The sequence below is a fragment of the Halonotius terrestris genome, assembly GCF_006861665.1.
GTDB classification, from domain to species: Archaea; Halobacteriota; Halobacteria; order Halobacteriales; family Haloferacaceae; genus Halonotius; species Halonotius terrestris.
Window position 1 is genome coordinate 52375 of sequence record NZ_RKLU01000001.1, and the last position, 20914, is coordinate 73288.

The window sequence follows — 20914 nt, forward strand, 5'->3', positions numbered from 1 at the left end:
CAGGCAAGAAAGCGATTACAGCCAGTCCGCAAACGAGTCGGTCGTGCGGCTGCGTCGGATGTACTCGTGTTGCATCCCGTCGATTGCGGCTGTGAGATCGTCGCCGTCGCCGAGTCGCTGCCGAACCGCCTGTTTCTTCCACGAACTCGGCGTCGCGCCGTCTGCGACTCTGGCCTCGATCGGATCGAGGTACTCGTCGATCGCGTCGCTCGACAGGCCGGCAGTTTCGAGGCCGTGGCGGGCGTACTCGAACAGTTCTTCAAAGATCATGTCGCTGTCAGTCGTTCGCTCGCCGTCAGCAGTCACCCAGTGTAACTCGGCGTCGATGCCGTCGGCCATCGCCGCGTAGAAGCTCTCCTCGGCGGCATCCCACGGCAGCGTCGCCAGCGGATGCTCGGTGGCGACGAGGCCACGGATCGCGCCAGCGACGAGGGCCTGCAGGCCGACGATATCGGTGACCGTCGGCTGGGTCGGAATCGGGCGGTACTCGATGCGCAGCGAGTGGGTGTCGTTTTCCTCGTTGATGTGATCGCCGCCGACCACACAGCGCAGCCACCGCCAGTAGGTGCCGCGTTTGTGGTTGAACTCCCAGAGCCGATCCGCGAGCGTGTCGCGGTCATCATCGGCCAACCACTCCCGGAGGAACGGCGCGTAGGGGTCGTCGGCGACGACGCGGTCGACGATATCGGTCGTTTCCTCGATATCTCGCGGGACCCTGACTTTCGCGTGTTCGGTTTGGTTGACCGACTGCTCGAAGACCTCGATCCGGAGTTCATGTGGCGTCTCGTCGACGACGGCATCGGGATCGGCCGCATCGTAAAACTCGGCCGGCAGGAACGGCGAGTTCGTCGAGAGCGCGAGCACCGGCCCGAGCGTCCGGATCGCGGTGTTGTAGTAGGCGGGGAAGTCGTCGGCGGAGGGAATCTGCAGGTGTGGTTGAATGGATGTTGCCAATGATTCAAAGAGGATCGACGGGAACGCCGCGTCGACGCCGGGAACCGAAAACGGGATTTCGTCACCGTCAGCGTGGGCGAGGGCGTCGTTGTCGATGGCGACGTAGCGGGGGTACTGCCGCATGTTGTCGGCGAAGACGACGCCGTCGTGCGCCTCAGTTGCCGAGAGGTAGGAATCGGCTCCCTCAGCGGGCGGGAGCGTCCACATCGCATCGAGGACGATTTCGCCGTCGTGTGCGCCCGCGGCCGCCCGCGTTGCTGCGGTTCGCTCGCGGATTTCGTCGGCTTGGGCGGCGAGGCCAGCCTCGCTGAGCAGCGTCGGGTCAGTGTTTATCTCGACGTTGTGGAGGCCGAGTTCCTTGTTCGCCGCCGGCTCGTCGAAGACGGTTTCCGGGAGGCGAGCGAGCCGCGGGTGAGCGGCGTCGCCGGCGACAGCCTCGCCGCCGGTCGCGGCCTGTCCGCCGTCGCTGACCGCTGCCGAGTCGTCGGGCACCGTGTCGCTGTCAGCATCGGTCGCGGTGTCGTCGCTGGCAGCGTCGTCGCCGCCAGCCACGGCGTAGGCTTCCAGTTCGAGGCCGACGGCAAAATCGGCGTTATCCAGCCGGCCTTCGTCGATAGCGGTGCGGAGCCACGCGGCCTGTTCGTCGAGGCGATCGCGGAACGTCGCCGCCGTCTCCGGGCTGAGCGACTGGGTGACCAACTCGACGGTGCGGCGTTTCTCGTCAGTCATCGCGGCTCGCTCCCGCCAGGAGTCGGCACGGCGTGGGTGGGTGGTCGTCGCTGCGAGACGTACGTCATTGGGTACTATCGCAAGCGAACGGCAGGTCGTGGCATAATTCTTGCTGCATCGGCGGGCTGGACGGCGAGTGGCGGCGGCAGCAGGTGGCAGCGACGAATCCCATGAGCGGGCTGACTGAAATCGATAGCATCGCCCCAACGCACGCGGGGTTTTTGTCCTGTTCGCACCACAATCAAGTGTGGCATCGTTTGACGCGGTCCTCTTCGATCTCGATGGGACACTGTGTCAGAACACACAGGACGCCCACGCGATGTACGAGCAGGCGTTCGAACGAGTCGATGAAACCCCGTTCGGCGAGCCGTCGTCCCTCTGGTCGGCGTTGTCCGGGCCGCCGGATCACGATGATCCGGTCGGCTACTTCGCGGCCGGGTTCGCCCGCGTGGCCGCCCAACACGGCCGCACCGACGTTGATGCCCTCGCCTTGGCTCGCGCGTTGCGCTCGGTGATCGACGACCGCGCCGTCGGATTCTTGCCGGGTGCGGAGGAGGCATTGGCAGAGGCGGCGGCAGTCGGCCCGATCGGAGTCGTCACGAACGGCCCGGAGGATCGCCAGCGGGCGAAACTCGACGCGCTGGGGATCGCCGACCGCTTCGCAACGGTCGTCTACGCGGCCGAACTCTCCCGCTCGAAACCGCACACCGAGCCGTTCGAGCAGGCCGTTGCCAAGCTCGGCGTCGCCCGTGATCGAACGCTGTACGTCGGCGACTCGCTGGCCTACGACGTGGCTGGCGCACAGAACGCCGGGCTGCCGGTCGCGTGGCTGCGCGGCGACGAGGAACAGGGCGACTACGAGCCGGAGTACGTGCTCGACTCGCTTGCGGAGTTGCCGGCGATCCTGCGGGGTGAGGCGTGACCGACGCGCTGGCAGCGGCGTTCGGCGACGAACGGGCGCGGGTCGCGGCCGCAGTCGGGCTCGACGCGATCGCGGAGTCACCGATCGAAATCGAGGCGATCACCCGCGGCAACCGCAAGGAGACGGCGATTGCGCGGTTCCCGACCCGCGGACCGGTCGTCGTGCAGGTGTCGACGGAGCCGACGTGGCTCCGCACTGAAGCCGCACTGCTGAGGGAGATCAGACAGCGGACCTTCGTGCCGGTACCGCCCGTGCTGGCGGCGGGGACACACGACGGGGTCGCGTACATGCTCACCGCCTACGTCGCCGGCAGCGACCTCCATGCGGCGTTTGCCGCGGTCGAACGCGAAACACAGCGTGCCCTCGCCCGGTGGTTCGGGCGCGCGCTCGCCCGCCTACACGATGCCTTCGCGTTCGACGCCTACGGTCGGCTCGAACTCGCCGAGGCTGGGTTTACCGCCAGCCAGCAAGACTGGCCGACGTGGTTCGCGGACTACGGCGAGCGCGCCATCGACCGCCTGCCGGCCGCTTTCGACGATCTCGCCGCCGACCTCCGGGACTTGCTTGCGGAACCGCCGGACAGCGACCGCACGCCGCGGCTGTTCCCGTGGGATTTCCGGCCCGGCAACGCCTTAGTCGCCGACGGTTCGGTCACCGCCGTCTTGGACTGGGAGGCCCCACTTTCGGCCGCGCCCGCGCTGTCGGTCGCCAAAGCCGAATACCTCGTCGCCGACTGGTACGTCGACGACCCCGAGCCGCTGCGGGCGGCGTTCCGAGAGGGGTACGAGTCGATCAGAGCGATGCCGGCGGTCAGCCCCGCCCACCGCGCCGTCGCTATCGCCGCCAGCGCGATCGACTCCGCCGGCCGGGTGACGAACCCGCGGTATCCGCCGGTCGCCAGCGACGCGGCAGTCGCGTTCCACCGGGACGCGCTGGAATCGGTGCTTGCGGGAGTGTGAGGGCCACCGTTTCACACATCTGCAGCTACGTCGCCAGTTTCCGCTCTATTACGTCGAGTAGAATTCGTGCCACCCTATGGGCGGTCGCTGTCGCAAAACAGGTGTGAGCAAGCGAATTCAGTAGGTGGCCGCCGATCGTCGCTCGACAGTGTCGGCCGGGGTGTTGTCGTCGGCTGTCGCGCCCAGTACCGCCTGCTGGACTGTCACATCGTCGAACGCACCGCGCAGGCGAGCACGAGCGTCGAAACTGATCGTTGGCGACTGCTGGCCGTCGGCTGGCGTCTCGCGGGTCGTTTCGGGGTCGGTTCCCGAGTGTCGGGTGACTGCGTTCATCACGTATGGATATGGGTGGATTGATAATAAACCGAATCCACGCGGAGTGAAAGTGAAATCTACTTCGAGAGTTCCTAATACAGGGTATCACTGTCGTCCGGACAGCCGAAAATAGCTGACGACTCAGAAAACACAACCCACGAAAATCTATCTGACCCCTGTTTTTGATGTTGTCTGCCACAACAATTATACCGATGTGGTGTATAACATCAATTGTAGATGGCACCCGACGACGTGCGTGTGGTGGAGGACACGGAACAGCGTTTCGAGGATGGAACGGTCCTCCGTGTCCGCGTACTGAGTGTGCCAGAATCCGAGAAGTTCCCGGACGGCGTCAAATACCGGCTGCACTACGGCACCGAAGCCGGCGACACGCTGCTCCGGTACGACAACTCCCACGGCCACCACGAACGACACACGGCCGATGGACTCGACGAGGAGTACGAGTTCCCCGGATACAACGCCGTCCAACGGCGATTCTGGAAAGAGCTCGAGCAGGCGTGTGAGTAACACGGAGCAGAACAGAAGACACCATGGCGAACAACACACTCATCGTGACGGTTGAATCGATCGGCGAGGTCCAACACCGAACAGCCAGTGCATTCGAGCACGCACTGGCTGACGATCCGCCGGATACCGACGCCCCGCGTCGGTTGAGCTTCGAGACGACAGACCAACTGGCGCAGGTGTTCACACCGCGGGCGATCGATTTACTCCAAGTGATCGCCCAGGAAGAGCCTGCAAGTATCCGTGAGACTGCCCGGCTCGTCGATCGAGACATCAAACAAGTCTCGGAGAATCTCGAACGTCTGGAAGAGTACCACGTCGTTGAGTTTGTGGATGAGGGGCGGGCAAAACGGCCCGTCGTTAAGTACGACGAGATCGACATCCAGTTGCCGCTGCGGCAGAGCACGGAGACGGATACGGCAGCCGTATAACGGATCGGGTTTTCAGGCGATTCGGAACTGTCTAGACCGCGTGATGAACCGCGCATAGAGTGCAACCGATGATCGGTTGAACTCAGAAGCAACTATCGAGTCTGAATTATAAGCAATCCACCGCTGTGTGGTCAATATGAAGCGACCGAAGGAAGCATGGGCCGACACGGATTTGAACCGTGGGCCTCCCGGTTATCAGCCGAGCGCTCAACCTGACTGAGCTATCGGCCCCAACGCAACTGCTCGTAGCGGGGGACTCTGTTTAACAGTTTCCTTTCGCCACCGCGACTCCGTCAGTCGGTTTCGGGGACAAAACCAAGCAGTGACAACGCGGTCGGCTACGACTCGGACCGGCTGTCGCCGTCGTCGGTAACCTCGAAATCGACATCGACGTACTCCTCGTCGTCACTGCCGCCGGCCTGCCCGCCTGCCGTGTCGTCGACGCTGGGACCGCCGGTCCCGCTGGGACCGCCCGCGCCGGCGCCGGGGCCGCCGTCGAACCCGCCGGGACCGAAGGGGTTGCCATCGCCGTCGCCGGCCCCGTCAGGATCGGGAAACCCGAACGTCCAGACGTTGCCGGTGCCGAAGCCGCCGGTCTGTTTGTCGATGTAGGGGACGATTACCCACCGCTTGAGCGCGACCCGGATCGGGTACCGCGTCGGCGGCAACACGAGGAGGAAGCCGATCAAGTCAGTCACGAGCCCCGGCGTGAGCAGAAACGCGCCCGCCGCGATCAACAGCCCGCCGTCGAGTAGTTCGTCGGTCGGCGGCGAGCCGGCAGCAGCCTTCTGCTGGAACCGCATCAGGGTGTTGCGGCCCTCCGCGCGGACGAGGATCATCCCGAGCAGCCCCGTCAGGACGACTAACGCGACCGTCTGGAGTGCCGTCAGAATCCCCGAGCCGACGATGGCGACGAGGACGAAGGCGTCCACGAGGGGGATCAACAGCAACAGCGCGAGCAGGGAGCGCGTGCGCATACCCCGAGTTACGGGCCATCGGTGATAACGTCTTTCGTCGCGGGACGAAGGCCTTAGGCGGCGGCCCACCCGAAGAGCGGTATGCACGATTCGACGGCGGCCGCGGCGGCGACGGAGTCCACACGGGTCGAGTGGCGAGCGTGGGGTCCCGACGCCTTCGAGGAGGCCGCAGCGACCGATACGCCGATCCTGCTCTCGTTGTCGGCGACATGGTGCGGGGAGTGCCACGAGATGGACGCCCGCACCTACAGCGAGCCACGCATCGCCGCCAACATCACCGACAGTTTCGTGCCGATCCGGGTCGATGTCGACCGCAACCCCCGCGTGCGGGAACGCTACAATATGGGCGGGTTCCCGACAACCGCCTTCCTCACGCCGACCGGCGAGCTCTTGACGGGCGCGACCTACCTCGGCCCCGATAGCATGCGGAGCATCGTCGATCGCATCCGCCAACTGTGGGACGAAAAGGGAGCCGACGCCGGCCGCGTCCCTCGCGCCGTCGCCGACGAGCCGACGCCGGCCGACGACCTCGACCCCCGCATCGAGGAACATATCGCCGGCCAACTCACCGAGCAGTTCGACCCCCACCACGGCGGCTGGGGAACGGACGCCAAATTCCCGCTGCCCAGAACCATCGAGTTCGCCCTCAAACGCGAACCGGGGCAGGCCCGCCAGACCCTCGACGCCATCGCCCAACACCTCTACGACCCTGTCGACGGCGGCTTCTTCCGGTTCGCCACCGAGCGCGACTGGTCGGGCGTCCGCCACGAGAAAGTACTGGAAACCAATGCCGCGCTCACTCGCGCCTTCGCCAACGGGTATCTCTACACCGGCGAGGACGCCTATCGGGAGCCGGCCCGCCACACTATCGACTACCTCACCAACACACTGTGGACGGGCGTCGCCGTCGGCGGCAGTCAGGGCCCCGGCCAAGGAGCAAGCTACTACAGCGGCGATGCCGACGAACGCGCCGATCAACCGGGACCACGAACCGACTACACGGTCTTCGCCGGCGGCAACGCCCTTGCAGCCGACGCCCTGCTCACCTACTACGCCTACACCGACGACGACCACGCCCGCGAGTACGCCGAACGGATTCTCGACGCCATCGAATCGGATCTCATCGACACCGACAGCGGCGTCGTCACGCACTACCGAACTGAGGACGCAGTGGGCGAAACCGACTTACTGGAGGACGCCGCGCGCGTCGTCACCGCGTGGGCCACGGCCAGACAGGTCCTCGGCGACGACGACTATCTCACGGTCGCAACGAGCGTCGCCGACAACGCCCTCGACACCCTCGGCGGCGACGGCGCGTTCCGCGACGGCCCGGCGGCCGGCGACGGGCTCTGTGCCCGCCCGCTGCGACCCATCGACACCGGGATGGAGTTCGCCGACGGCCTGTTGGATCTCGCGGCCATTACGGGCAACGAGCGGTACCGCGAAGCCGCCACCGACGCCGTCGAGGCCTTCGCCGGCGCGTGGGACCGGATCGGCGTCCAGGTCGCGGGCTACGGCAGCGTCGCCGCCCGGCTCACCGGCGGCGATCTCGCTATCGACGTTGGCGACCCCGCCGGCTCGGACCTTCACCGTGCAGCCCTTCGGATCGCCGACCACGAGGCCGTCGTCATCCCCGACGCCGATGGCGTCGAAGCCGGAACGGCACGGATTCGCGGCAGCGACGCGTCGCCGGCGACGACACCCGAGGAACTCAGCAGGCAGATATCCGAGGCCGTCGAGTCGCTGTCGAACTGACCGTTGGATGATCCGGCGACAGCAGCGATCTGCGGCCCGAAATATTCTGCATTATTGAGCATTACATTTATACGCGTTTGCAGGGTAATAGGTCCTATAGGACGTGTGTCATTGTCACACGCCTATGGGCAATTCATGACTTCAGATCAGAACCGACGGACGTTCCTGAAAGTAGCGGGGAGTACAGGCGCACTCGGGCTCACGGGACTGGCGGGCTGTGCCGGCAGCAGTTCCGACGGCGACGGTGGCGGCGAGGGCGGCAGCGGCGACACGATCACGCTCGGCGGCTCGATGAGCCTGACCGGCGACAACGCCGACCTCGGGCGGCTGTATAAGGACTCCTATCAGGAGACCATCGACCGGATCAACGAGGCGGGCGGCGTCGAGGCCGGCGACGGCAACACCTACGAGCTGGAGATGGTGCTGCGGGACGACGGTACCGACCCCTCGACCTCCCGAAGTATCTATCAGGAGCTGATCGACCGCGAAGGGATCGACTACCTGCTGGGACCGTACGCCAGCTCGGTGACGCTGCCGGCGAGTGCGGTCGCCGCCGAGAACCAAAAACCGATGGTCGAGGGCGGCGGTGCGAGCCCGGAGATCTTCAGTCAGGGCAACGAGTGGATCTTCGGCCTGTTGCCGACGGCCAACAAGTACGCCAAGAGCTACTTCGATATGGCACTCGAACAGGACTCGCCGCCGGAGACGGTGGCGATCCTCGCGGAGGACGACACCTTCAGCCAGACGACCGCCGACGGCGCGCGCGAAAAGATCGAGGAGGAAGGGTTGGAGCTCGTCGTTGACGAGTCGTTCCCGACGGAAACCTCTGACCTCTCGACGAACCTCGGCCGCGTCCGCGACAACGACGCCGACATCCTACTGCTGTGTGCCCACCAGCAGCACAACATCATTCTGGCCAACCAGATGGAAAGCCAGGGCGTCAACGTCGATGCGGCGATGGGGACGGTCGGTAGCCTCAACCAGTCGTTCAAAGGCGAAGTCGGCGCGAACGGTGACTACATCTACGGCCCGACCTCCTGGGACATCAATGCCAACTTCGATGATCCGGTCTACGGCGGGACCCAGGACTTCGTGGCGGCAATCAACGAGAATTACGGTTACCCGCCGGACTACCACAGCGCGGCCGGCGAAGCGGTCATCCTGACGTTCGTCAACGCCTTCGAGTCCGTTGACGAACTCGGCCCGACCGCAGTGCGCAACGCGATCCGGGATGCCGATCCGTTCTCGACGGTCTACGGCGAGGTGAGCTTCGGTGACAACGGCGTTATTGACAAAGACATGCTCATCCGGCAGTGGCAGCCCGATCCGGGGCTGCAGACGGTCTACCCCTCCTCGGTCGCACAGGCCGATCCGATCTACCCGATGCCTGACTGGAGCGAACGGTAAGCCAGATGGCCATCGCGCAGTTCGTGGTCAACGGCCTGCTCGTCGGCGCGCTGTTCGCGGCCGTAGCCGTCGGCTTCGCGCTCATCTGGGGCGTCGTCGACATCATCAACCTCGCCCACGGCGAGATGGTGATGCTCGGCGGCTACACCGCCTACTGGCTGTTGAGTATCGCCACCGGCACCGCCGAGGGGTCGGTCCTGCTGTTTTTGGCGACGCTGCCGGTCGTGATCGCTGTGCTGTTCGTCCTCGGCTACGTGCTCCAGCGAACGCTGGTCTCGCGTGTCATCGGCACCGACATTTTCCTGACGCTGTTGGTCACATTCGGCATCAGTATCGCCATCCAACAGCTGGCGATTCAGGCCTGGACGGCCAACCCACGGTCGATTCAGGTCGGGTTCGCCGACCCGTCGCTGATCGTCGCCGGGGTCGTGATTCCGAAGATGAAGCTGGTCGCCTTTTTCGGGGCGATCGTCCTGACGGCGATCCTGTACCTGTTCCTGCAGCGAACCCGCACCGGACGGGCGATCCGGGCGGTCTCCCAAAACCCGGAGGCCGCCGCGCTGGTCGGGATCGATGTCGAGCACACGCGGGCGGTGACATTCGGCATCTCCTCGGCGGTCGCCGGGGGTGCCGGCGCGTTCATCGCCACCATCCTCAACATCGAGCCACAGATGGGGCTGATCTACACGCTGAAGAGCTTCGTCATCGTCGTCTTCGGCGGCGTCGGCTCGATCCCGGGCGCGCTCACCGGCGGGCTGTTGCTCGGCGTCGTCGAGGAGCTAACCGCCGGGTTGATCTCCTCGCGGTGGACGCTCGCGGTGAGTTTTACCCTGCTAATCGTGTTGCTCGTCGTGAAACCACAGGGCCTGTTCGGCACGGGGGCTGACGAATGAGCACGAAAGACGACACCGGTCTGCTGCGGTCGGTCCTCCCGCCCGAGCGGGTCGATCAGCTGTTCGATCTCTGTGGCACCCACAGCTGGAAACTTATTCTCCTCAGTGCGGTCATCGGCGCGTTGCCGCCGGTGTTCGGGCTGCGTGAGGGCTACATGATGACCGTCATCTCGGAGATGTTCCTGTTTGCGATCCTCGCGCTGTCGTGGGATATCGTCGGCGGCCAGACCGGCTACCCCAGCTTCGGGAACATGGCCTTCTTCGGGATCGGTGCCTACACCGGCGCGATCCTGCTGAAGGACTTCGCCGTGTCGTTCCCGCTGGCGGTTGTCACTGCCGGCGTGTTTGCGACCGTCTTCGCGGCGATTATCGGCCTCATCGTATTGCGGCTCCGGGGCCACTACTTCGCTATCGCCACGCTCGGCGTCCTGCTGGCGGCCCAGCAGATCTCCCGCAACCTCGAAATCACCGGCGGCGCAAGTGGCAAAATCCTCTTCGACGTGCCACCGGGGATCGTCTTCTACTACTTCTTCCTCGGCGTGCTCGTCGCCGAGATCATCGTCGTCTACTATCTCTCGAACACGCGGTTCGGGTTCATCCTGAATGCGATCCGTGACGACGAGGGGAAGGCGACCGCGATGGGGTTCAACACGACCTACTACAAGACGGCGGCGTGGATGCTGGCCGCGCTGTTCACCGGACTGGCCGGCGGTGCATACGGCCTGTTTAACACGTTCATCGATCCACAGACCGCCTACAACGGCGCGTGGAACGTCGAACTCATCGCCATGGCCCTGATGGGCGGGACCGGCACCGTCGCCGGCCCGGTCATCGGCGCGTTCGGCCTGCATACGATCATCGAGTACGTCGAAACCGCCTTCGTCGGCTGGCAACTCGTCTTGCTCGGGCTCGCGGTCATCGTGACCGTCATCGGCTTCCCGAAGGGCGTCGTCGGCTCGCTCCGGGAGTACGCCAACGAGATGGACTACTACGAACGCGGCGGAATGGCCGCCACCGACGGCGCGGCCGACGGCACCGATGCTGCCACCGACGCCAACGATCCGGAGGTGACAACCGATGAGTAACACACCTGACACCGACGAGCCGGAGATGACAGCAAACGCCGCCGACGCCGTCCTTCGGACCGAAGGCATCACGAAACGGTTCGGCGGTCTCACCGCCGTCGACGACGTTGATGTCGAGGTCCACGAGGGCGAGATCGTCGGCCTCATCGGCCCGAACGGGGCCGGGAAATCGACGCTGTTCAACTGCATCACCGGCACGCTCACCGCCGACGAGGGGCGGGTGACGTTGCAGGGCCAGGACGTCACCGACTGGCCGGAGTACAAGATCGCCCGTGCCGGCCTCGGCCGCATGTTTCAGGAGACCCGGATCTTCGGCGGAATGAGCGTCCGGAAGAACCTGCTGTTGGCCGCCCAAGAGGGTGGAGCCGACATCGGCGGGCTGCTTCGGCGACCGGACGACTCGCTGCTGGAGCGAACCAACGAACTCCTCGAGTACGTCGATCTCGGCGGACTCGCCGACACCCGAGCCGGCCGCCTCAGTTTCGGCCAACAGAAGCTCATCGAGTTCGTCATGGCACTGATGGCCGAACCGGAGTTGCTGTTGATGGACGAGCCGGCCGGCGGGATCAACCCCTCGATGCTAGAGAACCTGATCGACTACATCCGCACCGCCAACGACGAAGAGGAGGCGACGATCTTCCTCATCGAGCACAACATGGACTTCGTCATGGAGATCGCCGACCGAATCTACGTCCTCGCTCACGGCGAGCGCATCGCGGCGGGAACGCCGGAAGAAATCCAAAACGACCAGCGCGTCATCGACGCCTACCTCGGGAGGGAATAACCATGGCGAACACCATCCTCGAAATGGAGGACGTCGTCGCCGGCTACGGCAACACGACCGTCCTCCACGACATCGATATCGAGATCGAAGATGAGCAGATCGCCTGTCTCATCGGTCCCAACGGCTCGGGGAAGTCGACGCTGATGAAGAGCATCTACGGCTTCGCCGACGTGATGGCCGGGACAGTGTCGTTCCGGGGCAGTGAGATCACCGGCCGCTCGCCACAGGAGAACCTGGCAAACGGGATGAGCTACGTCCTGCAGGACGCCAGCGTCTTCCCCGGCATGAGCGTCCACGAGAACATGCTGATGGGCGGCTACGTCTTCGAGGACGACGAACGAGCGGCCGCCCGCGCCGAGGAGCTCTACGACGAGTTCCCGATCCTCGGCGACATCCGCGAGCAACACGCGGGCACGCTGTCGGGCGGCCAACGGCGACTGCTCGAACTCGCCCGCGCGCTGATGGTCGATCCTGACGTGATGTTGCTCGACGAACCGTCCATCGGGCTCGAACCGAAGTTCATCGACGACGTCTTCGAGCGGATCGAACAGCTCAACGAGCTGGGAACGACCATCCTCCTCGTCGAGCAGAACGCCCAGAAGGGACTCTCGGTCGCCGACCGCGGCTTCGTGTTGGCCAGCGGCGAGATCAAATACACCGGCTCCGGCGACGAACTCCTCGACGACGAGGAGGTCGGCCGGCTCTACCTCGGCGGCTGAGGTCCGAACAGAATCTCCGCGGCTGACGGGCAGGATCGATCTCCCGGACCTGTCCAACCGAGTCGTCGACGGCATCGGAGCAATAAACGGTCGGTGCGTTTTTATCACCGCAAACAGATATCGATGTATGGCGAGTCTCCGCGATCTCGGGCTGTCGGAGTACGAAGCCCGAGCGTATCGGGCGTTGCTCCGGAGCGGTCCGACAACCGCAAAGGAGTTGTCACGGAAAAGCGAGGTGCCGATGGGCCGGATCTACGACGTGCTCAACGGACTCGAACAGCACCGCCTCGTCCGAAGTCAGGCCGCCAGCCGGCCGAAGAAGTACGTCGCCGTCGAGCCTGATGTCGGGCTGGATCGCCTGCTGGAGGCCAAACAGCGCGAACTCGACGAGCAGGCCGAACAGTACGCCGAGACCGTCGATACGCTGATGGACGATCTCGAGGCCGCCGCGCCGGTCAACGGCCAGTTCTGGACCGCCGCGGTCGGCCCGGAAGAGACGCTCGAACTCCTCTTAGAGCGGATCGATGCCGCCGACGAGGAGTTGGTTTTCGTCGGTGGCTCACCCGCCGCCGGGTTGGATCTCGAAACAGCCACGGGCCGCGTCGTCGACCGGCTCGAATCAGCCCTCGATCGCGGCGTCGAGGTGCAACTGTTGCTCACACCCGAGGTCGTCTGTGATCTACCCGACGAACGAAACGTCGAGTACAACGAGCGACTGGACAAATACGACAACTACAGCGTTCGCACCCACGAGGCCGTCGAGGGGACGTTCAACCTCATCGATGACGTTGAGGTCTGTTTGGAGGTACCGAACCCGCTGGACCCACAGCAGGCGTTTGCGATGATCGACCTCAAGGACCGGAACTTCGCGGCCGACGTGCGAGAGGTCTTCCAGCCGCGATGGGAGAACGCTGAGCCGCTCAAGCTACCGCAGCACCAGTAACCTGATTAGACGGCGGTGCCGTCGAGTTCCGCCCGGAGCTGGCCCATCGTGACCTCACGTTCGGCGTGGGCGTTGTGCTGGTGGATCGACTCGTCGTTCGACTGGCGAATGTAGACGACGGCGTCGTCGGAGAGATGGTCGAACTTTTCCACCGCGCCCTCAGCGAGGGCGCGCACGCAATCCTCGACGAATTTGGCGTCCGAGTGGGCGGCGAAGGTCATGTGATCCTCGTCGGGGCGTTTCGCCATGTTGTAGATCCGCGCGCTCATCGCGTCGCGGGCGATGTCGATGATATCGCCGAGATCCACATCGGGATCGCCGTCGCTGGTGATCGTCAGCGTGGCGTGGCCGCGCTGGGAGTGGCCGGGCTGTGGCACCTCGTCGAGGAACTCGTCGATGACCTCGCGTTCGACATCGAGATCCTGTAATTTCTCGCGCGCTCTCGACTCGGACATCCCCTGCGAGCAGGGACAGACCGTCATCCCGGTGACTTCCGCGCCGATCTCCTCGTGAGTGCCCTCGTCGGTCGCGGTCGCGCTGGCGATGATCGTCGCGGTGTTTTGGGTCTGCTTGCCGCTGGCGGGCGTCTGCTCTTTGGTCACGAGGTCGGCAGTCATCTCCACCTCAGCGGTTGAGGTGTAGTCATGTTTGGAGAGCAGGCGTTCGGCGGCATCGCCACAGACGTCCTCGACGCGGTAGGCCTCGGACTCGGTGGCCTCCTCCAGAATCTCGTCGATGACCTCCATGTTGCGGCTCATGTCGATCCCTTTGCGGCCGCCCGGCAGGTCGACGAACACGTCGAACTCGGCCATCAGGACGATGGGGCGTTTGTCCTCGCGGGCGAGTTTGACCAGTTTCTCTACACCCGTGACGCCGACCTGACTGAGGCCGACCGACACGTCCGGTTGGGAGGCTTGTACGTCCGGCAGCTGGTGACTCATTACCTCTGTTAGGCGTGTCGCCTGATTAGGACTTTCGATCAGTGTAGTCACCCGCCGGCACGGTATGCGCAGTGCTAGTCAGTATGGATTACGTCTGCGGAGGTCGTCACAACTCGGGAGAAAGCAAAACAGGATGCGCCGCGGAGATGAAACTGAGGTCAGGGCCAGTCTTCGCGCTGCTCTTCCTCGAAGTATTCCTCGTCGGCTGACTCCTCAGCGAGTTCCCAGTCGGCGGCCTCGGCAGCTTCCGACAGTGGGAGGTACTCCCAGCTGGCCTCCTCGGCGATGGCTGCGTCGTCGTCGCTCGTACCGATGAAGACGTGTCGTGGCGTCTCGAACTGGTCGGCGACGTTCTCAAGGCTCTCGGCGACGCCGCGCGGCCCCGANAAGAAGTCCTGCCGGANGCGGTNNTTCCGNGTGAAGTTGGTCACGACGTAGGTNGGCTTNTCGCTNACNACGCCGACGTACTCNNTCCACNGCCGNGCGTCGGTGAACACAGTCCCCGGATCGGCCAGCGATTGCAGAGCTTCGAGTTCGAATGCGAGGGTCATCTCGCCGCTGCCTCCGTCCATAGAAAGAGCTACTCCGTGGCTGCCGAAAACCGCTTCGTTTCGCCGTCCGCAGCGGGATCAACCGAGCGACCCGGCGTTACTGCTCTTGGACCGCAGCGATGTCCTCGGCGTCGAACTGCTCTTTCAACAGCGTCTCCTTCTGGTCGCCGACCGGGATCTCCTCGCGCATCAGTTTCTTGTAGCCGCTCTGGGGTGCGAGATCGCCGATCAGAACGCCGCCGACGACTTTGCCGTCCTTGAGCGCGATCCGTCGCCACTCGTTGTCGGAGTAGGCTTTGGCGACGTAGTCGTCGCCGATGGTCGGATGCCCAAAGGAGAGGAAGGGGAAATCGAAGTGTGTGATCGAGTACGACGACACCCAGCGGAACTCGTCGCTTTCGGGCTCGATCATGTTTTTTGCGGCGATAGTGCCCTGCTCTTTGGCGGAGCCCCACGAGCCGTTCTGAGCGCGCTCGCCGAGGATCGTATCGTGATATCGCGTCAGGTCGCCAGCGGCGAAAACGTCGTCGAGGCTGGTTCGCATGTACTCGTCGACGACGACGCCGTCGTCCTGTTCGATGTCGAGGTCGTTGAGGAGTTCGGTGTTGAAGTTCAGGCCGATGGCGATGCCGACGAAATCGGACTCGAACCGCTCGCCGTTGGGGTCGATCGTGGCTTCGACGTGGCCCTCGTCATCGGTTTCGAAGTGGTCAACGCCGCTCTGGAACACGGGGGTGACGCCGCGTTCCCGCATCGCGTCGTGCATGATTTCGGCTCCTTCCTCAGTGAGCGCGTACCGCCACCAGCAGTCCCCGCGCATGAGGTAGTTGGCCTCGACCTCTTGGGCCCCGCAGATCGCCGCGAGGTCGATCCCGAGCAGGCCCGCGCCGACGATGGTCGCCGAGTCGGCCTCTTCGATGTGTTCGCGGATGCCGCGGGCGTCCTGAAACGTCCAGAAGTGGTGGATGCCATCGGCGTCGCTGTTGTCGACGGGGAGTTGGGTCGGCGTCCCGCCGGCGGCGATCAGGAGCTTGTCGTACTCGATGGTATCGCCCTCATGCGTCGAGACGGTGTAGGCCTCGGGGTCGATGTCGGTGACGACGGTGTTGAGCCGGAGGTCGATGTCGCGGTCGGCGTACCAGTCCGTGTCGTGAATCGAGATNGGGGCCTCNGGNAGCTTNCCNTTCGCNAACTCCTTGATNAGNATNCGGTTGTANAGGGCCTCNCCCTCGTCGGTGATGACGGTCACGTCCGCGTCNGGGNCNNCCTCGCGGANNGTNTCNGCGGCGGAGCTNCCNGCGATCCCGTCGCCGATGATCACGTACGACTCTGTCATGGCTCCCGCTTCGTGGTCAGGGGTAAAGTGGGTTGCTATCGCCGAAAATTCGGCTACAAACGTATAAATCGCTGGACGTAAGCCGACCATACCGCCAGCGACCACGCCAATCGCGTGTCCAGTAGTCGCACCGTTCCATACAGTAGCCGGCCTCGCGTCGTGGGCTTCAAGCCCGTCGACACCCAAACAGGAGTACGATGAAGATCCGCCAAAACCTGCGCCACTGGGCCGCGAAAAACGCCCTGACCGCCCCCGTGATCGGCGATATCGCCAACGACAAACTCGTCGACATGCACACCGATATCTTCCTCGGGAAGGCCGACGAGGACACCCGCGAGGACCGACGGGATCACCTCGANGNCTTCTTCGATGCGACGATGGANACCTANGTCGCCGCNCTNGANNCNGGNNTNNCNGAGGCCGAAGCCCGCGAAATCACCCACATTCAGGCGAACTTCGACTTCTTCAACCACGGCTGGGCGGAGATGATGGAGNTNCCCGCCGACGAGNTCGAGGNACACTNCCGNCGCTACGNNGACTTTTTCAAACGCTACGGCATCTCGGTCGACGATCCGCTCGGCGAGTTCCGCCCGATCGACGGGATTCCAGACGCCCCCGAAACACCCGAGAAACGTGACCAGCCCGCCTACGAAAACGCGATCGCCGGCTTCGCCGACGACGTATATGTCGAAGACGGCGAGGGCGAACTCCACGTTGGCGGCGGCACCGACGAACCGGAAGACGTCGACCCGACTGACGCACCCGGGCTGAACGACGTCGATGCCGACGCGGCCGACGCCGACCGCGCGGAGAACTGAGGAGCCGCTTTTCGGTTCCAGCAGTTGGCAGACCGATAGACACCTGTGTGTGGCGATTCGAGAGTCGGTATGTCGCAGGCCGACGAGCCGGAGACGACGCCGACGCTCCGGCGGCCGGTGCCCGAGGCGACGGCGGAGTCGTATCTCTCGCATGGCCCGAGCCTCATCATGGTGCTCGTCGCCAACGCGGTGACGTTCCTCCTCGGCGTGCGGTTCTACGTTGACACCATGCCGGCGGTGCCGACGCTGCTGTGGCCGCTGTATGCGGACTCGCCGACCGCTATCGCGCTGGCGACGCTGTCAGTGGCGACGTTGCTGCCGATACTGGACCGGCCGCTCAGTGAAACGCCGGTCAATCGCCCGCTTGCGTATCTCCACACGCTGGCGTTCGTCTGGCTCGTCAAGTACGGCCTGTGGGTTGCTATCGCGCTCAACCGCCGGCCGAGCCTGTATTTTGGGTTCGACGCCAACGCGCTGTACGCCTACTGGGGGATTATCGGCTCGCACCTGCTGTTCGTCGGCTTCGCCTTTGCTATTCTTCACTACGGCCGGACGACGCGGGGCGCGCTCGGCCTCGCGCTGGGGCTGTTGCTCGCCAACGACATCGTCGACTACGGGTTCGGCTACCACCCGCCGCTACGCTACGAGCCCGGTGTCGTGGTGCCGACGCTGACGGTCGTGCTCTCGATTCTGGCCGTCGGGCTGGCCGCATGGCAGTTCGACCGGCTGGGCACCGAATCGTCGGGCTAAATTTCCCGCGTTAGCCCGTCACGTAAGTCCCGCCCGAAGTAGTGGCCGACGAGCGCGAGGACGACGCCGATGACAACGCCGACGCCGCTGAACGCGAGGCCGTACTGCTGGAAGAAATCGACGCCGATCGGCAGCGCGACCGACGTGAGCAGGCTCAACGCGAAGTTGACGCCGACGACCACGCCGCCAGCGAAGGCGGTTTCGAGATACCGAGACTCGCTGACGAGGATGCCGAGGACGAACGTCGCCGCGAAGACGCCGACCAGCGAACCGACGCTACCGATGATCGGGATCGCGCCGCCGACACCGACGCCGATGGCGACGGCGACCAGCGACAACAGGAGAGCTTTCCCCGAGAAGCGACCGCCGAGCCGACCCGACTCGCCGCCGCCCTCGCTGGCGGTAGGTGTTGAGTCGGTGTCGATCTCCTCGATCGACTCGGTCAGTTCGTCGGACTGCTGCATACCCGAGTGTGTCGGCCCAGCGGTTTGGCTGTTGTGCCCGTCGCGTGGGCGGCGGAAGACCGCGAAAGCGTGGTTTCAAGTCGACCCCCGGGCAACGCCGGAGTATGAACCCAGGCGACCGCGTCCGCGTCGAGCGCGGCGGTACCACGAACGAAGGCGTGGTGTTGCCCTCCTCGACGAGCGACCACATCGTCCTCAAACTCGACGGCGGCTACAACATCGGGATCGACCGCGAGGCAGCCAGCGTCGACGTGCTCGAAACCGACGTCCACGACATCGGCGACGACGATGACCCCGACGACGGGGAGATCTCGGAAATCGAGTTCGGCGAGGANCNGCCGACNNTCTCNCTCATCTCGACGGGTGGCACCATCGCCTCGACGGTCGACTACCGGACCGGCGCGGTCACCGCGCAGTTCNNCGCCGAGGANGTGNTNCGNGCGGTNCCNGANCTCGCCGGNCGCGCNAACTACCGNGGNCGNGTNGTCGCNAACATCCTCAGCGAAAACATGGACCCCTCGATCTGGCAGGAGCTCGCTCAGGCGGTCCACGAAGAGATCGAGGCAGGCGCGGACGGCGTCGTCGTCATGCACGGCACCGATACGATGCAGTACTCCGCGGCCGCCCTCGGCTTCATGCTCGATACGCCGGTCCCGATCGTCTTCACCGGCAGCCAGCGATCGGCCGACCGCCCCTCCTCTGACAACGTCATGAACGCAGTCTGTGCGGTCGAAGCCGCGAAAAGCGACTGCGCGGAAGTGCTGCTCTGTATGCACGCCGACGCCAGCGACGACCGCTGCGCGCTCCACCGCGGGACCCGCGTCCGGAAGAACCACACCTCCCGNCGGNACGCCTTCGAGACCGTCGGCAACAAGCCGCTGGCGACGATCAAGTACGCGACCGCGAAGGATGACGGCAGCGAGGGCGAGGCAGCCGCCGACGCCTTCGAGTTCAACCGCGAGTACGCCGAGCGCGGCGACGCCGACCTCGCGCTCACCGACGACCTCAATCCGTCGGTCGAACTCGTGAAATTCACTCCGGGGATGGACCCCGCGGCGTGGGACTATCTCGAGGATAAAGACGGCGTGATAATCGAAGGGACTGGCCTCGGCCACATCCATACCGACCTGATCCCGCGGGTCGAGGAACTGGTCGACGACGGCGCGGTCGTCGCAATGACGAGCCAATGTCTGGAGGGTCGCGTCTGTGATCGGGTCTACGACACTGGCCGCGACCTGCTGGATGCGGGCGTCGTCGAAGCCGGCGATACGCTGCCCGGCACCGCGAAGGTCAAACTGATGTGGGCACTGGCGAACGTCGGCAACCCCACTGAGGCAATGGGTCGCTCGTTGGCTGGCGAGCTCACCGAGGAATCCCAGCCGTGGCAGTAGCGGCGTCGTTGGTGGCTGGATCGCCGTTGCTGGTCGCGGCCGTCATCGAAGAGCCGATTTTGGCTGTCGTCTACGCGATCACACTCGGGGTGTCGGTGTGGCTGTTCCGTGACGCGCGTCGCCGCAGGCGGTCGGTCGTCGTCGCCGTCGGTTGGGCGGTCGGCGGCCTCATACTGCCGGGAATCGTTCACTTCGGGTACCTCTACGGCCGGATGAAATCGACGACACCCGCTGAGCCGCCGGCCGACGACGAGACAGAGCGCGGCAACGACCGTTGAGGCAGTGGTAATTATTAGCACGGCGACAAAATAGTTCGATATGTTCGACCGACTCCTGTTTCCGACCGACGGCAGCGACGGTGTTGAGGCCGTCTTCGATCAGGTCCTTGCTATCGCCGCCCACCACGGCGCGACCCTCCACGTGCTCCACGTTGCCGACACGTCCCACGACAGCGTTACCCGGATCGGCGACGACGTGATCGACGTCTTCGAACAGGAAGGCGAGACGCTCGTCGCCGACACCGCCGCTCGCGCCGAAGAGCGCGGCATCGAGACGGAGACGGCCGTCATACAGGGTGGCGTCCCCAAGACGATCACCGGGTACGCCGCGAGAGAAGGGATCGACTGCATCGTGATGCCGACTCACGGACGAACCGGCTTAGAGGAGTTCTTCCTCGGCAGCACGACAGAGCGCGTCAGCCGACTGACGACGGTGCCTGTCCTCACGCTCCGACCGGACGGCCAGCCGATCAGCTACCCTTTCGAGTCGCTGCTCGTGCCGACCGACGGGAGCGACCCGGCGACCCGCTCCCTGAAATTCGCCGTCGATCTCGCCAACGACACCGACGGGACGCTCCACCTGCTGTCAGCAGTCGATGTCTCGGTGTTCGGGGGTTCCAGTCGCTCGCTGCCGCACTTCGATTCCCTCGAAACGGAGGCAACCGAAGTCGTCGACAACGCGGCCGACCTCGCCGCGACGACGGGGATCGAGGGCATCCAAACAGCCGTCGAACACGGCTCATCAGTCCCAGCGGCGATCCGGTCGTACGCGACCGAGCATGATATCGGCTGTATCGTCATGGGTACACACGGCCGGACAGGGCTGAGCCGATATTTGATCGGCAGCGTCACCGAGGCGGTGCTCCGCTCGTCGGAACATCCCGTGTTGGTCGTCCCGAGTAAGACGAACAAATCAGAGGGGGACGCGGACGACGCGACAGCCGACTGAAATTCGCCCCTCGATACCGGAACCCCAGCGGCTATTCG

The 20914-nt window shown here is 64.7% G+C and carries 23 protein-coding genes and 1 tRNA gene; 16 read left to right on the forward strand and 8 right to left on the reverse strand.

All coding sequences use genetic code 11. The features are described from left to right. Window positions 1-15: 15 nt before the first annotated feature. Window positions 16-1683, reverse strand: a complete 1668-nt coding sequence (locus tag EGH24_RS00265) for a hypothetical protein (RefSeq protein WP_142978181.1) — start codon at window positions 1681-1683, stop codon at window positions 16-18. Window positions 1684-1930: 247 nt separating this feature from the next. On the opposite strand from EGH24_RS00265, the gene EGH24_RS00270 reads away from it, so the two are divergent. After that, a complete protein-coding gene (locus EGH24_RS00270; protein ID WP_142978182.1) occupies window positions 1931-2605 on the forward strand; it encodes an HAD family hydrolase in 675 nt (224 codons plus the stop codon). Beyond that, the gene (locus tag EGH24_RS00275; RefSeq protein WP_246057855.1) at window positions 2602-3564 is read left to right on the forward strand and encodes a phosphotransferase family protein; all 963 of its coding nucleotides are present in this window, start codon (window positions 2602-2604) and stop codon (window positions 3562-3564) included. Before EGH24_RS00270 ends, EGH24_RS00275 begins: the two co-directional genes overlap by 4 nt. 117 nt (window positions 3565-3681) lie before the next feature. Here EGH24_RS00275 and EGH24_RS00280 read toward each other — a convergent pair whose 3' ends face one another. Continuing rightward, on the reverse strand, window positions 3682-3897 hold the full coding sequence (locus EGH24_RS00280; protein WP_142978183.1) for a hypothetical protein: 216 nt from the start codon (window positions 3895-3897) through the stop codon (window positions 3682-3684). 219 nt (window positions 3898-4116) lie between these two features. On the opposite strand from EGH24_RS00280, the gene EGH24_RS00285 reads away from it, so the two are divergent. Both EGH24_RS00285 and EGH24_RS00290 read left to right on the forward strand, forming a co-directional pair. Continuing rightward, on the forward strand, window positions 4117-4407 hold the full coding sequence (locus EGH24_RS00285; protein WP_142978184.1) for a toxin-antitoxin system TumE family protein: 291 nt from the start codon (window positions 4117-4119) through the stop codon (window positions 4405-4407). A gap of 23 nt (window positions 4408-4430) precedes the next feature. Further along, window positions 4431-4835, forward strand: coding sequence for an HVO_A0114 family putative DNA-binding protein (locus EGH24_RS00290; protein WP_142978185.1), 405 nt, complete (start codon window positions 4431-4433; stop codon window positions 4833-4835). 157 nt (window positions 4836-4992) lie between these two features. Here the strand turns inward: EGH24_RS00290 and EGH24_RS00295 are convergent. Next, window positions 4993-5066, reverse strand: a tRNA-Ile gene (locus tag EGH24_RS00295). Between the two features lie 107 nt (window positions 5067-5173). Further along, window positions 5174-5812, reverse strand: coding sequence for an FxsA family protein (locus EGH24_RS00300; RefSeq protein WP_142978186.1), 639 nt, complete (start codon window positions 5810-5812; stop codon window positions 5174-5176). Window positions 5813-5893: 81 nt separating this feature from the next. Here EGH24_RS00300 and EGH24_RS00305 point away from each other — a divergent pair, with 81 nt between their 5' ends. From EGH24_RS00305 to EGH24_RS00335, 7 genes are all read left to right on the forward strand, one after another. Further along, window positions 5894-7567, forward strand: a complete 1674-nt coding sequence (locus tag EGH24_RS00305; RefSeq protein WP_142978187.1) for a DUF255 domain-containing protein — start codon at window positions 5894-5896, stop codon at window positions 7565-7567. A gap of 135 nt (window positions 7568-7702) precedes the next feature. Next, window positions 7703-8974 carry an ABC transporter substrate-binding protein gene (locus EGH24_RS00310; RefSeq protein ID WP_142978188.1) on the forward strand — a complete coding sequence of 424 codons (1272 nt, stop codon included), beginning with the start codon at window positions 7703-7705 and terminating at the stop codon, window positions 8972-8974. Between the two features lie 5 nt (window positions 8975-8979). Further along, window positions 8980-9867, forward strand: a complete 888-nt coding sequence (locus tag EGH24_RS00315) for a branched-chain amino acid ABC transporter permease (RefSeq protein WP_142978189.1) — start codon at window positions 8980-8982, stop codon at window positions 9865-9867. Next, complete coding sequence (locus EGH24_RS00320; RefSeq protein ID WP_142978190.1) at window positions 9864-10952, forward strand: branched-chain amino acid ABC transporter permease; 1089 nt, start codon at window positions 9864-9866, stop codon at window positions 10950-10952. Before EGH24_RS00315 ends, EGH24_RS00320 begins: the two co-directional genes overlap by 4 nt. Continuing rightward, entirely contained in the window at window positions 10945-11736 is a 792-nt protein-coding gene (locus EGH24_RS00325) for an ABC transporter ATP-binding protein (RefSeq protein ID WP_221886691.1), read from the forward strand. The genes EGH24_RS00320 and EGH24_RS00325 overlap by 8 nt, the downstream gene beginning before the upstream one ends. 2 nt (window positions 11737-11738) lie before the next feature. Further along, window positions 11739-12455: an ABC transporter ATP-binding protein gene (locus EGH24_RS00330; RefSeq protein ID WP_142978191.1), complete on the forward strand. Its 717-nt coding sequence runs from the start codon at window positions 11739-11741 to the stop codon at window positions 12453-12455. Window positions 12456-12582: 127 nt separating this feature from the next. Next, window positions 12583-13398, forward strand: coding sequence for a TrmB family transcriptional regulator (locus EGH24_RS00335; protein ID WP_142978192.1), 816 nt, complete (start codon window positions 12583-12585; stop codon window positions 13396-13398). A gap of 5 nt (window positions 13399-13403) precedes the next feature. Here EGH24_RS00335 and mptA read toward each other — a convergent pair whose 3' ends face one another. The 3 genes from mptA to EGH24_RS00350 form a co-directional block, all read right to left on the reverse strand. Further along, window positions 13404-14339, reverse strand: a complete 936-nt coding sequence (gene mptA / locus EGH24_RS00340; protein ID WP_142978193.1) for a GTP cyclohydrolase MptA — start codon at window positions 14337-14339, stop codon at window positions 13404-13406. 158 nt (window positions 14340-14497) lie between these two features. Further along, window positions 14498-14911: a DUF7124 domain-containing protein gene (locus EGH24_RS00345; protein WP_142978194.1), complete on the reverse strand. Its 414-nt coding sequence runs from the start codon at window positions 14909-14911 to the stop codon at window positions 14498-14500. Between the two features lie 76 nt (window positions 14912-14987). Continuing rightward, window positions 14988-16226: an NAD(P)/FAD-dependent oxidoreductase gene (locus tag EGH24_RS00350; RefSeq protein WP_142978195.1), complete on the reverse strand. Its 1239-nt coding sequence runs from the start codon at window positions 16224-16226 to the stop codon at window positions 14988-14990. A 197-nt stretch (window positions 16227-16423) separates the two neighbouring features. Here EGH24_RS00350 and EGH24_RS00355 point away from each other — a divergent pair, with 197 nt between their 5' ends. Together EGH24_RS00355 and EGH24_RS00360 are read left to right on the forward strand one after the other, a co-directional pair. After that, window positions 16424-17044 (forward strand): DUF6149 family protein, encoded by a 621-nt coding sequence (locus tag EGH24_RS00355; protein WP_142978196.1) that lies wholly within the window; start codon window positions 16424-16426, stop codon window positions 17042-17044. A gap of 69 nt (window positions 17045-17113) precedes the next feature. After that, window positions 17114-17794, forward strand: a complete 681-nt coding sequence (locus EGH24_RS00360; protein ID WP_142978197.1) for a DUF1405 domain-containing protein — start codon at window positions 17114-17116, stop codon at window positions 17792-17794. Here EGH24_RS00360 and EGH24_RS00365 read toward each other — a convergent pair. Further along, window positions 17791-18258, reverse strand: coding sequence for a hypothetical protein (locus tag EGH24_RS00365; RefSeq protein ID WP_142978198.1), 468 nt, complete (start codon window positions 18256-18258; stop codon window positions 17791-17793). The two genes, EGH24_RS00360 and EGH24_RS00365, sit on opposite strands and share 4 nt — an antisense overlap. A gap of 104 nt (window positions 18259-18362) precedes the next feature. Here EGH24_RS00365 and gatD point away from each other — a divergent pair, with 104 nt between their 5' ends. The 3 genes from gatD to EGH24_RS00380 are packed head-to-tail and all read left to right on the forward strand — an operon-like array spanning window position 18363 to window position 20876. Next, complete coding sequence (gatD, locus tag EGH24_RS00370) at window positions 18363-19649, forward strand: Glu-tRNA(Gln) amidotransferase subunit GatD (RefSeq protein WP_142978199.1); 1287 nt, start codon at window positions 18363-18365, stop codon at window positions 19647-19649. After that, window positions 19640-19927 (forward strand): hypothetical protein, encoded by a 288-nt coding sequence (locus EGH24_RS00375; protein WP_142978200.1) that lies wholly within the window; start codon window positions 19640-19642, stop codon window positions 19925-19927. The genes gatD and EGH24_RS00375 overlap by 10 nt, the downstream gene beginning before the upstream one ends. Window positions 19928-19967: 40 nt before the next feature. Further along, window positions 19968-20876: a universal stress protein gene (locus EGH24_RS00380; RefSeq protein WP_142978201.1), complete on the forward strand. Its 909-nt coding sequence runs from the start codon at window positions 19968-19970 to the stop codon at window positions 20874-20876. Window positions 20877-20914: the final 38 nt, after the last annotated feature.

Excerpts from the sequence above, each read along its gene's own strand:
- EGH24_RS00265 (WP_142978181.1), bottom strand. The coding sequence starts at position 1,683 with ATGACTGACGAGAAACGCCGCACCGTCGAGTTGGTCACCCAGTCGCTC.
- EGH24_RS00280 (WP_142978183.1), bottom strand. The coding sequence starts at position 3,897 with ATGAACGCAGTCACCCGACACTCGGGAACCGACCCCGAAACGACCCGC.
- EGH24_RS00285 (WP_142978184.1), top strand. The coding sequence starts at position 4,117 with ATGGCACCCGACGACGTGCGTGTGGTGGAGGACACGGAACAGCGTTTC.
- EGH24_RS00290 (WP_142978185.1), top strand. The coding sequence starts at position 4,431 with ATGGCGAACAACACACTCATCGTGACGGTTGAATCGATCGGCGAGGTC.
- EGH24_RS00300 (WP_142978186.1), bottom strand. The coding sequence starts at position 5,812 with ATGCGCACGCGCTCCCTGCTCGCGCTGTTGCTGTTGATCCCCCTCGTG.
- EGH24_RS00305 (WP_142978187.1), top strand. The coding sequence starts at position 5,894 with ATGCACGATTCGACGGCGGCCGCGGCGGCGACGGAGTCCACACGGGTC.
- EGH24_RS00310 (WP_142978188.1), top strand. The coding sequence starts at position 7,703 with ATGACTTCAGATCAGAACCGACGGACGTTCCTGAAAGTAGCGGGGAGT.
- EGH24_RS00315 (WP_142978189.1), top strand. The coding sequence starts at position 8,980 with ATGGCCATCGCGCAGTTCGTGGTCAACGGCCTGCTCGTCGGCGCGCTG.
- EGH24_RS00320 (WP_142978190.1), top strand. The coding sequence starts at position 9,864 with ATGAGCACGAAAGACGACACCGGTCTGCTGCGGTCGGTCCTCCCGCCC.
- EGH24_RS00325 (WP_221886691.1), top strand. The coding sequence starts at position 10,945 with ATGAGTAACACACCTGACACCGACGAGCCGGAGATGACAGCAAACGCC.
- EGH24_RS00330 (WP_142978191.1), top strand. The coding sequence starts at position 11,739 with ATGGCGAACACCATCCTCGAAATGGAGGACGTCGTCGCCGGCTACGGC.
- EGH24_RS00335 (WP_142978192.1), top strand. The coding sequence starts at position 12,583 with ATGGCGAGTCTCCGCGATCTCGGGCTGTCGGAGTACGAAGCCCGAGCG.
- mptA (WP_142978193.1), bottom strand. The coding sequence starts at position 14,339 with ATGAGTCACCAGCTGCCGGACGTACAAGCCTCCCAACCGGACGTGTCG.
- EGH24_RS00360 (WP_142978197.1), top strand. The coding sequence starts at position 17,114 with ATGTCGCAGGCCGACGAGCCGGAGACGACGCCGACGCTCCGGCGGCCG.
- EGH24_RS00365 (WP_142978198.1), bottom strand. The coding sequence starts at position 18,258 with ATGCAGCAGTCCGACGAACTGACCGAGTCGATCGAGGAGATCGACACC.
- EGH24_RS00380 (WP_142978201.1), top strand. The coding sequence starts at position 19,968 with ATGTTCGACCGACTCCTGTTTCCGACCGACGGCAGCGACGGTGTTGAG.